Raw genomic sequence first — 12,672 nt, forward strand, 5'->3', positions numbered from 1 at the left:
TCACGGGACGCCGCCTTGTGCGGCCATGCCAGTACCCATCCACTCCACGAACTGCAGCACGGACGGAGAAGCACCGCCAAATGCCCTGATTTGGCGGTGCGCCGCCATGACAATCTCCGGTGCTCGCAACAGCGGGATCGCTGATAGGTGCTCGCCACGTGCACGTAGCGACAGACCCAGCCCTACCCAAGCGTGGCCGTCATCCGGCCGATCCAGCACCCTCTTCAAATAGCCGGACATCGCTAGTCGATAGTCACCAGTGCAGTAGGCCACGTCCGATTTCGGGGTGCTACCAGACAATTCAGCGGAGCGACGCACAAGGCTGGCGAACCGATCCTCGTCCAGCGCTTTGGTCGTGAGCAGGTGTAGACGTGTGTCGGAACCTCGATGCCTCCGATTGGGGCGCACCGACGCCTGCCTAGCCGACACGTCAGGAGCCTCGCGGCCCTCCAGCCAGGACGTTGCCACCGCCTCGACCGTCGGCGCGTCTGAGCGCATGTGGCGTAGCCGCCAAGTAGCGTAGTGGTCGGCGGTCAGGTCCGCGACGAGGGCGGACAGATCGTCCGGAACGGACTCTTGCTCGCATGCCGTCACTCGGCGCGAGACCGCTTGCACGAGCTCATGCCCGAGCGCGGTGAGTTCCCTCGTCGATTCCAGGTCGGTTAGCGCACGTCGCACTTGGTCGCGGCGGTAGGCGAACCAGAAATGTGCCCGGCGCGCTTCCGCGTCGCGCAGGTATCTACGCTGGATGCACCAGAATTCGATCACGCTCATGAAAGCGTAGATGCCGTGCAGCATCCCGCTGATCGGCCGCGGATCGTCGCGCCATGGAGCATAGAAGGCCCCGGAGGCGTTGTCACGGACCAGGGTGACCAGGTTGAACAGGGCGTTGAGCTTGGAATGCTGCACTTCGTGGACCAGCACCTCAGCGAGCTCGATCGCGTCGTGCTTGATCGGTAGCGCGACGCCACCGAAGGCAGCAGTCGAGGATGCGCCCACTAACCCGCTCGCGGAATCGATCGGTGCGACCGTGGTGAGACAGGCTGACAGTTCCCGCGCCTTGTCCGGGTGCCGGAAGGTGAGGATTTCCCACGCTTCGTCGAGTGCCTTGCACCATTCCGTGAAGGAGATTTGGTCGAGTTCGCGCGGTGGTCGTGGGTCGGAGAATTCCCGGTACGGGTCGATGTCGTCGATCCAGACTGCAAGATCGATCCCTCGTGCCGAGGCAACGTGGTTCTTGATCGGCGAGAAGCTCGAATCCCTCGTCGGCCCTGGGGATGTCACCGACGACCGTTCGCTCATCGCATGTACCTCGATACCGTGCGGGGAGTTGTGCAGGTCCGCCGCTGCCAGTGGAAAGCTGGTTGTCAATCGGATCTGACCGAGAGTCGGCAGGAGGATCCTGCCATGGGAAACAGGTACCCGGATGCGGCACGGCAACTGGGATCTGATGGCGGCTGCAGCCGCGACTAGTTGAAGGTAACCGAGTTCCGCCGAGTTGTGCGCGGACTCTGTGGATTGGCGCAGAGCGTTGCGCAGCGCGCGCCTCACCCAGACCCCTACCGTGGGGTACATCAGGATTTCCTTGACGACCTCCGGATCTCGTTCCTCGCATTCGGAGAGGAGTCGCCAGGCGTGCTCGGTGTGCGCAAATCGAGGATCAGTGGTGGCGGCGAACTCCATCAGCGACCGCAGCAAGAGGAGTCGTCGGCTGTACTGGCCGTCGATCAACAACACGATCGAATTCGCCCGGACTGCACCGGAACAGATCTCGTCGAAGACGAGCCGGGGAAGCCTGTGCCGGCGCGGTTCTCGATATGTTTCCAGCAGTGTGCTTTCGCAGGGTGATCCGTTATCCTCCGGCCGCATGATCAGCCTCTTCTGCGGTTGGTCATGGCGCCGCTACACGCTAGTCTTGTTGCCGCCCGACCCTGCCTGACCCTGCACCTCGTCGACGTCTGCGGTGGTGACCTCACGCATGGCGCGACGTGCCGCTTCGAGCAACGCGGGCGATCGCGCGCATCTCAGCTCGCGCAACGAAATGGTGGTCAAATCCAGCAATTCTGAAGTCAAGTCCGCTTTCGAGGTCATTAACAGCCTCCCCCGCTCACCTCAAACCGGCTGGTCCGCACACCCCCTGACCATGATGCCTGAGTCAAAGACCTCGCGATATGGGCCGAGTGGTCGTTACCGGCGTGTCCGGTGCGCGTACAGTGGTCCGACCATGTGACCGAACAGGAAGTGCAACTATCAGCGTTCTAGCTGGCCCCGGACATTGGCCATGGTTTGCCTCAACCGGCGCACAGGAACAGAGTCACCCTCCACATCCTCAATCACGGACAACAGCATCGCCAGACCGCCTTCGTAGTTGCGGCACGTGTTCACGATGTTGATGACGTGCAGTCTAGCCTTCGAATGATGAGCGATCGCACCAGCGATGTCGGATCTCAACTGGCCGACCAGGATTCGCCGTGTGTCGTCCTCGGCCATACTTGGCACCGCGAGCAGCGCATCGACCATCTCGAAAAGTCCCGAGGTAGGCGATTCTGGATCTCCGGCGTCGACGGTCCCGGCCTGGTCCGCCTCGACAACCCCGCCTGCTGGGAGTACCGCCGTAGCCAAGTGCAACGGGGGCCGCGGATGACCAGGCCGTGCGGTAATCGCGCGTAACAAGTCGTCGGCACCGGACTCGCTGAACTCAGTGACCCAGTAATGATCCGCCGTGTAAGGCTGGAGGAACAACGGTATCTCGTTCACTCCACGTCCAGGAAGCACAACCGGCAGGAGCCTGGGTAACCATGTTTCCCGATCGCTGTGCAGCAGTTCCCGCAAGAGCGCCGCCTCGGACTGGATGCCGCGGTGCTGCGGCGACGCAGCGTTGCCGTCGCCGAGGTACCGGTACTTCGGCGAGGCCACTACGATCACATAGTCGGCACCGGTCATTTCCCGGATCGCCCATGAGTACCAGTCACGTCGTCGATCGGTGTCCCAACGGTCCATTCGGGCGTCGATTCCCGTGTTGCGCAGGAAGGTGCCGAATTCCAGGACCTGCTTCTTGTGGTGCTCAGAATCGTGTGTGTAGGAAACGAAGACTCGTGGGTGCTGGTTGTCGTTCGAGGACATCCTGCTCCTCCGCTGCAGTGCTCCGCGCTCCTGCTCTTGCCGCAGCCGATGCTGGCCCCATCTCACTGGAAACCCGGCCTGTTGTCACGCGCCCGTTCCGGGCATTCCATCGGAGATCAACCTTGCGCTGCCGTGGCAACTTCCTGGGCCGAGATCAACCTCGCCAGATCAGCTTGCAACTGTCGTGCTGCAGGGGCGCCCAGTTCGGTGTAGAGAGCCAGTGCTCGCTGCCATTGTTCGACTGCCTCACGGTGGTCACCAACCCGCTTCGCGACGCGGCCAAGACCGTGATGCGCTCGTGCTCTCTCGTAACGACTGCCGCAACCCTGCGCAAGCCGAGCCGCTCCTCGGTGCGCGCGCCTGGCCTGCACCGCATCCCCAGCGCTGTAGTGCGCCTCACCGAGGCAATTCATCGCCATGGCCGCGTCCACCTGCAGCGCCAATTCGGTGAAGATCACCAGAGCTTCATCCAAGTGCCGGACTGCGTCGGTGAAACGGCGCAGGTCGATCTCGATCAGCGCGATGCTGCGCAAGGTGATCGCGGCGTTGCGCCGGGAACCCACCTGCTGATACGAGCCCAGGGCCTGCTGGTTGGCCTGCAATGCCTCTTCGAGGTCACCGCGGTAATGGAGCACAGTCGCGTAGTTGGCCAGCGCGTTGCACACGCCATGCTTGTCGCCTACTTTCTCGAAAAGGCGCCACGCGGCCATATAGTGCCGCGCCGCAAGGTCCAAACGACCGCGTTCCAGGAAGGCCAACCCTAAGTTGTTCAACGTAAGGGCTTCGGCGCGTCGATCCGCAACCCTCCTCGCCGCGGCGAGTGCGCGTTCATGGGTCTCGATCCACGCGTCCCACTGCTTGGCTACGAAGAAGTACCCGCGCAATGTGTAGGCGAGTTGCCAACAGCGGGTGTCCAGTACGCCGTCCGTTCTTCGGCACATCGCTACGGCATTAGGCATTTCGATGGTCATCCACGTCAGTGCTTTGTCGTAGTCCGCGAGATCCGGTGCTGGCCGAGCGACGCCATCCAGCGGAACGCGGTATCGGTACGGCGTGATGATTCGATCAGCTTGCTCCGCGGTGTGCAGGTAGTAATCGAAAAGGCGGGTCACCGCATCGGTCCGGACTGCGGCGCTGTCTTCGCGCTCGCTCAGTTCCGTTGCGTATGCACGAAGTAGGTCGTGCATCCCGAACCGCCCGGCGCTCGACTCAATGACCAGGTGAGCACGCACCAGGTGCGCCATCACTCGAGTTGCAGTGCGCGGCATCTCGTCAATGAGCGCACCTACGGCGTAGATATCCAGGTCTCGGCATGGATGTGCGGCCAGCAATCGGAACGCGCGGGCAACCTCACCGGGAAGTTGACGGTAAGACCAGGAGAAAACCGTGCGCACAGCAGTGCGTGGGTCGTCGCCAATTTCCAGCACATCGAGTCGAGTCTGCTCATCGACAATCTTGCTCGCCAGCACCTCCAACGGTTGCCCCCGCCGCGACCGTGCCAACTCGGCAGCGATTCGCAACGCCAACGGCAACCGAGCACACTGATGGACCAGTTGGACTGCAGCATCCGGTTCCCCCTCCACGACACGACTACCGAGCAATCTGTGCAGCATGCTCACCGCGTCAGCCGCAGACAACAGGTCGACCGGCACCACTTCCGCACCGTGATGGACAACCAACCCGGACAAGATCCGACGGCTAGTTACCACCACTAAACACGACGACGAACCAGGCAACAGCGGACGCACCTGGTCTTCAGTTCGCGCATTGTCCAATACGACCAAGACCCGCCTGTCGCTGAGCAACGACCGGTACATCGCGGAACGCTCCGATACCTCCTCCGGTATGTCCACCCCACCAACTCCGAGCGCGCGCAGGAACCCAGCCAACGCCTCACTCGGGTCGATCAGTCGCTCCGGCCCGTAGCCACGCAGGTCGACATAAAGCTGGCCATCAGGGAACTCCCCGCCCACACGATGCGCCCAATGCACTGCCAACGCGGTCTTCCCGACACCTGCAGTGCCAGTGATCGCCGCTATCGCCAACTCCCTGTCAGAACCGGTCGAGAGGAGGGAATCAAGGACCGCCAGCTGATCCACACGGTCAGTGAAGCCCCGCGTTCCCAGTGGCAACTGGCGAGGCACAGGAAGGCTCGGGCGCTCGGCGTGAACATGAACACCACCAGCTATGGCACCCGCCTGCACCACGACCTCCGCTGTACCCGACAGATCGTTGAGTACGCAACGAGATCGCATCAAATCAACTTTGCCATCATCCAGCATTGGTCTTCCCCGGTCACCGCACCATGAATGCGTGACCATCACATCACCGCCCGTGGCTGCGGTATACCGCCCAACGCGCATCACCTGTCGTTACCGGGACTGTCCGGGATTGTCCGTGATCTTGGGGGTGGTGGGTGATCTTGACCATGCTGGGGCGGGTGTTCCGGTGGACCTGAGGGTGCTGGCCGCGCACAGCAAGGCGATCACAGCGGCCGGGTTCGAGGTCCGGGTGGGGCGGTACCTGCCGGCGGATCTGCGGCTGCGGGGCCTGGTCGACATCAGGGCGGCGTGCGAGATCCCGATCATCAGCGGTGACTCTCCGCACTTCGAGTGGATGCGGCTGACATTCGCGCAGATGGCGGGGCCGACCGGGGACAGCGTGGTGCCCCGCGAGGTCCTGCAGGAGTGGAACGACGTGTACGGGCAGCCGGATCAGGTGCTCCCCGGGATGGCCATGGTGGGCGTGTGGGCCCGGCGGCCGCATTGACCCGCAGCCTCCACCGATGATGCCTCGGCCTCCCGACTAAGTCCTGGTGGTGGAAGACTCGACGTCGCGTAGTTCCGCTCGTCACACCGGCGGACCCCGGGGCAGCCCATCAGGTCCTCCAGGTTGGGTTCGGTGGCAGCGGCTGCCGGATGGCGGCCCGCACTACGAGTCGGAACGTCATTTCTGGCGAGATTGTCCTCGGGAGAGTAGACGGCGTCGTGGCGAACAGCACCCGGTGGTGACCCGGCGGGGAGAGCCGCTGTTCTTCCTTGCCCACTTTGTCGATGGCCTTGATCGCGTCGTGGCAGTCACAGCCCGGCCGGAAAGCTCAGCTCGGGTTTTCCGATTTCCTGTCGCCTTTCGGGCGCCGGAATTTGGTTCTCGAATCGTCGTGTCCTGCTACATCGTGCGACGCCTGCACCGAAAGCGGCTCCATTCAAACTCGACCTCCGTGCGCGGGTGCGATCCGCAGCGCACGCAGAACACGCATCCGTCGACTGGCCAGCCAGGGTCGTTGCGATCGTCGGTGTCGCCTGGCTGCGGGCGCCCGATCAGGCCCGGATGCCGTTAAGGAAGATCTCGGTGGCTTGCTCGCTGGCCCCAGACCCCGGTGGCGTCGATCATGCGGGCGAACACGGCGATGTCTTCGGGTCGGGCGCCGCATCGCGCCGGATTCGCGTAGCCGCGGGGTCGCGGGGATGACGACGGCCACGATCAGGCTAGCCGCGCGTTCTGTGGAATCCACAAACGGATACGAGTGGAGTTCTCTGTTCTCCCGCTGGAGACCGGTGCTCGCGCGCGGCAGTCTGGACACGTGAGCACCCCACCGTTGTCCGCTTCCACCACCGTCGCGGAATATTTGTTGCAGCGTTTGGTCTTTCTCGGTGTGCGGCACGTGTTCGGGGTGCCCGGCGATTACAACCTCGCGCTCCTGGACATCGTTCTCGCCCATCCCGACATCGACTGGGTGGGGACTGCTGGCGAGTTGGGCGCTGCGTACGCGGCGGACGGATACGCCCGCACCGCGGGATTCGGAGCGCTGCTGACCACCTTCGGTGTCGGTGAGTTGAGCGCGATCAACGGGGTGGCGGGAAGTTACGCCGAAAGGGTTCCGTTGGTGCACCTCGCTGTCGGGCCCGCCGAGGCTGCGGAGCGTGCGGGTGCGGTGATGCACCACACCGCAGGCGACGGTGACTACGAGCGCTTCGCCCGCGCCCACGGGCCGGTGACCTGTGCACAGGCCGTGCTGCGGCCGACCACTGCCGCCACGGAGATCGACCGGGTCCTGACGACGGCAATCCGGGAGAGTCGACCAGGCTATCTGCGGCTGCCCTCGGATGTGGCCTCAGCTCTCGTCGAGCCACCGACCGAGCGGCTGGCGCTGTCCGCAGGGGTTGACGAGGACAGCTTCGCGGCATTCCTCGATGTCGCGGGGGAACGCCTGGCTGAGGCCCGGACTGTCACGGTTCTGGCGGACTTCCTCGTGGACCGGTTCCACGCTCGCGCGGAACTCATCCGCTTGCTGGAGGCCGGGAGGTTTCCGTGGGCCACGTTGTCGATGGGCAAGACGGTGGTCGGCGAGGGAAACCCGCAGTTCCTCGGCGTGTACTCGGGTGCGTTCAGCGACGAGCGCACGAGGACGGCCGTGGACGAGGCGGACTTGCTGATTCGGGCCGGAGTCCTGCTAGCTGATACGACCAGCGGTGGCTTCACCCAGGGTTTCGACCGGAACACCGGTATCGAGCTCGAACCGCACTCTGCGATGGTGGACGGCAAGCGGTTCGAGGGTGTGCCCCTTGCCGCGGCACTGGCGGGGCTGACCGGGTTGGTCGAAGACCTCCCGGCCCCTGCTGTTGTCGATGCGATACCCCTGCGCTCTGGTCGCGTCCCGCACGGCGACGGTCCGCTCACCCAGGACCACCTCTGGGACGCCGTCGCCGAGTGGATGCCGACAGCGACCACCGTGCTCGCCGAACAGGGCACGTCATTCTTCGGCCTGAGCACCCGGCGGTTGCCGACCGGCGTGCGGTTCCTCGCTCAACCGCTGTGGGGCTCGGTCGGCTACACCCTGCCCGCTCTGCTGGGCGCGCAACTCGCGGATCCCGCGCGCCGGGGGCTCCTGCTCATCGGGGACGGCTCGGCGCAAATGACAGTGCAGGAACTGGGCACCATCGCCCGGCAAGGTCTCACACCGGTGATCTTGCTGGTCAACAACGACGGCTACACAGTGGAGCGGGCGATCCACGGCCCGCGCGCCGAGTACAACGACATCGCCATGTGGGACTGGTCGGCGGTACCGGCGGCACTGGGCGCACCGGAATCCCTCGTGCTTGAAGCGCGCACACCGGCCGAACTCGCCGCGGCACTGGAACTGGCCGAGGAAAACCCCGACCGACTGGTCTTCATCCAGGCGTTCACGGACATCGACGACGTCCCCGACCTGCTCCGGCAGCTCGCGGAAGGGGTCCGGCTTCGCAACGGTGGACCGGCATGACGCAGCGGCCAGTTTCGGCCGAACGGCCCGTGGTTTCGCGGGAGGTCGATAGCGGGACAGAGGAACGGCTTTCGGATCCTGGACAGACCATCAGTAGCCGCAATCCACCGGTCACGATCACGAAGTACGAACCCGAGGAGGACTAGCACATGCCATTCGCGCACGAGGAGGTTCAGCTCCGGCGAGGACAGCGGACGGGGTTGCCGATCATCGTCGCGGTGCACTCCACCCGACTCGGCGCAGCCGCGGGAGGCTGTCGGCTTTGGTCCTATTCGGACTGGACGCACGGACTCTCAGACGCGCTGAAGCTCTCGGAGGGAATGACGTGGAAGTGCGCTGCCGCTGGGCTGTCGGTCGGCGGCGGGAAAACGGTCATCGCGGTGCCCGAAGGTCAAGTCCTCGACCCGGCTGGCCGCCGCGCCGCCCTCCTCGATGCGGGTGACGTGATCGCTTCACTGGACGGCCGGTACGCGACCGGCCCCGACGCGGGAACCGGGCCGGAGGACATGGCCGTGATCGGCGAGCGGACCGAGCACGTCTTCTGCCGACCGGAAGAGGCTGGTGGCAGCGGTGATCCCTCGCCGTTCACGGCGCTCGGAGTCCTCGCGTCGCTCCGCGCGACCTGCCGCGTCCTCAACGGCTCCCCGGATCTGGCCGGTCGTCGGTTCGCGGTGGTCGGTGCCGGGCACGTCGGGGAGCGAGTCGCGCGCATGATCGCCGAGCAAGGGGGCGAACTCGTCGTCAGCGATATCGCCGCGGCGAAAGCGTCGCTCGCTGACGAGCTCGGCGCGCGGTTCCTCCCACCACGCGAAGCCTTGGTGTCCGAAGTGGATGTTCTCGTGCCGGCAGCGCTGGGTGGTGTGCTCAACCGGGAACTGGTGCCGCGGTTGCGTTGCGCCGCGATCGCCGGTCCGGCCAACAACCAGCTCGCGGAGCGAGAGGTCGCGGAGCTCCTGCAGGAACGGAGCATCCTGTGGGCGCCGGACTACGTGGTGAACGCGGGCGGAGTCATCCACGCGATCGCGCGTGAGCTGCTCGGCGAAGATCTCGCGAAGGCGACCGCGCGAGTCGAATCGATCGAACAGACGCTGCAGGACATCTTCGCCACAGCACAGGAGACCGGGACAACGCCGTCCGCCGCCGCGGACGACCTCGCGCGGCGACGGGTGCGGGGGAGCGAGGATCCGGAGTAGCTCGGGCGGCTCCGGTCCCAGACCGCCCAAGCCGCAACCCGAGCGCACCGATCCTGTAGTTACCGCACCAGCGGTAACAGGCAACCGCGGGGGAAAATAAACCATCCGGCTGATTTACGGATGAGGGTTGCGCTGGATTTGAACCATTTAGTTGGTTTTAGACAGAGGAAGATCATGACCGCCACCCGCAGCGCGCTTGTCGACGACAGCGACCACGTTCAGCTCGAACGTCTCGCTCTCGAAGTCAACTACTGCGTCGACGACGGCATCGCCGAAACGATCCCCGAGTTGTTCACCGAGGACGGCGCGCTGGCCACCTTCGGCGAACCCGCCGTCGGCCACGACGCACTGCGCGCCTGGGGCCGGATGATGGACACCGAAAAGCCCCTTGCGGGTGTTCGGCACGTGCTGTCCAACTTCCGTTTCCTCGGTGATGGCCTCGATGCCGCGGTCGGCACCGTGTACGTCACCGCGTTCCTGCCCGGCGCCCGGAGCGGACGAGCGACTCTCCCTGTGCCATGGGCGTTTGCACCGACCGCTACTGCCGCACGTCGGAAGGCTGGTAGATCGTCTCCCGCGTTTTCAACCCCACTTCTTGCGCGACACCGCCTGAGGCTCGTGGCGAAACCGTCCAATCCAGACAGAAGGATCTCGATGGTGAACAATGTCTTGGTCCTTCCCTTCACCGCGGAATCCACCGCTGACGACGTGATCGAGGGAGTCGACCTCAGCGGCCAGCGCGCCGTCGTGACCGGAGGCGCGTCCGGCATCGGCCTGGTAACCGCACGCCCCTTGTCCGGGCGGACGCGGAGGTCACCCTCGCCGTCCGCAACCCCCAGACATTTCAGGAGGCCGCGGACTCGGTCCGCGCTGTGAGCCGGGAGGACGCGGTGCGCGTCGCGCGGCTCGACCTGGCGGACCGGGCGAGCGTCGCCTCGTTCGCCTCCTCCTGGCGCGGCCCGCTGCACGTGCTGGTGACAACGCCGGGATCATGGCCCTCTCCGAACTCACCCGAACCCCGAGGGCTGGGAGAGCCAGCTCGCCACCAACCACCTGGGCCACGCGGCTCTCACCCTGGGGCTGCACCAGGCGCTCGCCTCGGCCGGTTCCAGCCGCATCGTCCAGGTCGCGTCCTCGGCGCACCTGATGGCCCCGGCCGACTTCGAGGATCTGCACTGGAGATGGACGGGAATGGTTTCCAGAGCAGTGGTGCTGGGCAGAGCGACGCCTACCGTTTCGTGCGCGAAGCCCTGTCCGAACGGATCGTCGGGATCGAGGACCAGCACGTCACAGGTGGTGTCGAGGTCACCTTTCTTGTAGCTCGCCCAGAACTGCCGAACGACGGTCTTCGGATCCATATTCGCTTCCACTCTGCCCATCCGTGGTTCGGTGTGGAGTCGGGCCACCGCGCAGCGGTGGCGGCACGCTGTTCATCTGCGCCGCCCCGTCGTTCCGGGAGCACGAGTGCCGGGATACTCGTAACGCTGTCATCCTCGCGACCGAAGTCTGACAACGCTGCGGTCGCCCCATGTCAGCGGAGGAGGGGACAGCCTCCATTGTGGACATCGCGGCGGCGGGCCAGGTCGCGCGTTTCCCGTTGCCGGAACGCGAGCTGTTCGGCGTCGTTCCGGCTTCACCGGCTCGTGCGGTGACTACCTCCCTGGGGAGAACAGGCCGAGACCGACCATGCTGGCGGAGAGGCCGTCCCATGACCGCACGTCCCAGCCGGTCAGTTGTTCCCACCGGTCCAGCCTGTACTTCACGGTGTTGGCGTGCACGTGCAGGGCTCTGCCGGTGGCCGTCAGTGAGAGGTCGTTTTCCGCGAAGCCGCGGACCGTCTCCGCGATTTCCGGATTCTCGGCTGCTGTTTCTCCGCATTGCCCCAGCAGAGCTGCGAGCCGCGACTCCTGCGGACGGATCGTGGCCAGCAGCCAGTCGTGCTCGAAGGTGCTGACTGCGCCATCTTCGGCCGCGGTCAGCACCTCCTGGGCGTCGGCGATGCTGGCGCTGGCACCGGGCAAGCCGGGCCTGGCCAGCCCGACCCCCAGCGGCGCACACGGCACGAGCTGGTGCATGACCCCGATGAGCGCCTCTGCGGGGATTGCCTGGATCAGGGCGATCACTACGGCTCCGCGGGGCACACACCGCATCGTCCCGCGCCGTCTGCGGAGCCGGTCCCGCAGGGACGTCAGGGCTTCGTCGGACCACACGTCCGTCGGTGAGCAGACGGCCTGAAAGACCCCGTGGGAATCGAAGCCGAGCGCCTGCGCGAAGCGCCCTTGGTCGCCCGTCGGCGAACCACCAGCCACAAGCGCGTCAAAGAACCGGTGGGCGAGTCCCAACTGCGCGGCCTCCTCGGCACGCGCTGTCTCACCGTATGCGTCGGCCGCCGCGCTGCTCGCCTGCTGGACCCAGGTCCAGGCCGTACCGATCAGGCCGGCCAGTTCCGCACGCAGGCCGAGGTCGTGCGCGCCAGCTCGCACGAGCAACTCGTTCCACATCTCCCGATAGCCGACGTGGTACGCGCTGATCATCGACTCCAGGGGAAGACCCTCCCGGGCACGCTGGCGGCCCAAATCGCGCGCGTGCTTGTTCTCGGTGCGCGACGGCGGGCGTCGGGTGACGAGGCCGGTCAGCAGTCCCTCGAACTGCCGGGTGACGCGGCTTTCCTGGTCAGCGCGCTCGACGACGTGGTAGCCAGGGACCTCCTGGCGGATGCGGTCGACGATTTCCGAGACGAGCTCAGGCAGGTCCTCGGTCACCGACCGGCAGAGTTCGGCCACCGAGGTTCGCTCTTGCGCTGTTGATGAGTACTGCATGCGCTGCGTCCCTTTCGCGACGGTCACGACGTTCCCGTGATACGAGGCTAGCTGCGCCGTTCTGTGGAATCCACAAACGGATACGAGTGGCGTCCTCTGTTCTCCCGCTGGAGACCGGTGCTCGCGCGCGGCAGTATGGACACGTGGGCACCTGTAGGGTGCCAAAACTCGATGTATGTGGTCGACCTGCGATTTTGTTGATTGGTGTCATGCGGCTCGGGTGTATTCGTTGATCAGTCCGGTGAGGACTTTGCGACGCCGGATGGGGGCGTCG

10 protein-coding genes are annotated in these 12,672 nt (G+C 65.3%); 4 read left to right on the forward strand and 6 right to left on the reverse strand.

Annotation, left to right across the window (positions count from 1 at the left end):
- From MOQ72_RS21955 to MOQ72_RS21970, 4 genes are all read right to left on the reverse strand, one after another.
- Complete coding sequence (locus MOQ72_RS21955; RefSeq protein ID WP_242186198.1) at positions 1-1,869, reverse strand: HEXXH motif domain-containing protein; 1,869 nt, start codon at positions 1,867-1,869, stop codon at positions 1-3.
- A 33-nt stretch (positions 1,870-1,902) separates the two neighbouring features.
- The gene (locus MOQ72_RS21960; protein WP_242186200.1) at positions 1,903-2,091 is read right to left on the reverse strand and encodes a hypothetical protein; all 189 of its coding nucleotides are present in this window, start codon (positions 2,089-2,091) and stop codon (positions 1,903-1,905) included.
- Positions 2,092-2,250: 159 nt separating this feature from the next.
- Positions 2,251-3,123, reverse strand: a complete 873-nt coding sequence (locus MOQ72_RS21965; protein ID WP_242186206.1) for an effector-associated domain 2-containing protein — start codon at positions 3,121-3,123, stop codon at positions 2,251-2,253.
- A 116-nt stretch (positions 3,124-3,239) separates the two neighbouring features.
- The gene (locus MOQ72_RS21970) at positions 3,240-5,405 is read right to left on the reverse strand and encodes an ATP-binding protein (RefSeq protein ID WP_242186222.1); all 2,166 of its coding nucleotides are present in this window, start codon (positions 5,403-5,405) and stop codon (positions 3,240-3,242) included.
- 166 nt (positions 5,406-5,571) lie between these two features.
- On the opposite strand from MOQ72_RS21970, the gene MOQ72_RS21975 reads away from it, so the two are divergent.
- From MOQ72_RS21975 to MOQ72_RS21990, 4 genes are all read left to right on the forward strand, one after another.
- Positions 5,572-5,892, forward strand: coding sequence for a hypothetical protein (locus MOQ72_RS21975; RefSeq protein ID WP_242186232.1), 321 nt, complete (start codon positions 5,572-5,574; stop codon positions 5,890-5,892).
- 814 nt (positions 5,893-6,706) lie between these two features.
- Positions 6,707-8,386, forward strand: coding sequence for an alpha-keto acid decarboxylase family protein (locus MOQ72_RS21980; RefSeq protein ID WP_242186234.1), 1,680 nt, complete (start codon positions 6,707-6,709; stop codon positions 8,384-8,386).
- Positions 8,387-8,535: 149 nt separating this feature from the next.
- Positions 8,536-9,579: a Glu/Leu/Phe/Val dehydrogenase family protein gene (locus MOQ72_RS21985; protein WP_242186237.1), complete on the forward strand. Its 1,044-nt coding sequence runs from the start codon at positions 8,536-8,538 to the stop codon at positions 9,577-9,579.
- A gap of 174 nt (positions 9,580-9,753) precedes the next feature.
- Positions 9,754-10,455 (forward strand): nuclear transport factor 2 family protein, encoded by a 702-nt coding sequence (locus tag MOQ72_RS21990; protein ID WP_242186241.1) that lies wholly within the window; start codon positions 9,754-9,756, stop codon positions 10,453-10,455.
- A 131-nt stretch (positions 10,456-10,586) separates the two neighbouring features.
- On the opposite strand, the gene MOQ72_RS21995 is transcribed toward MOQ72_RS21990, so the two are convergent.
- Both MOQ72_RS21995 and MOQ72_RS22000 read right to left on the reverse strand, forming a co-directional pair.
- Complete coding sequence (locus MOQ72_RS21995; RefSeq protein WP_242186243.1) at positions 10,587-10,937, reverse strand: hypothetical protein; 351 nt, start codon at positions 10,935-10,937, stop codon at positions 10,587-10,589.
- A gap of 294 nt (positions 10,938-11,231) precedes the next feature.
- Positions 11,232-12,398 carry a PucR family transcriptional regulator gene (locus tag MOQ72_RS22000; protein WP_504980782.1) on the reverse strand — a complete coding sequence of 389 codons (1,167 nt, stop codon included), beginning with the start codon at positions 12,396-12,398 and terminating at the stop codon, positions 11,232-11,234.
- Between the last annotated feature and the right edge of the window lie 274 nt (positions 12,399-12,672).

Source organism: Saccharopolyspora soli (assembly GCF_022678645.1).
Lineage (GTDB): Bacteria > Actinomycetota > Actinomycetes > Mycobacteriales > Pseudonocardiaceae > Saccharopolyspora > Saccharopolyspora soli.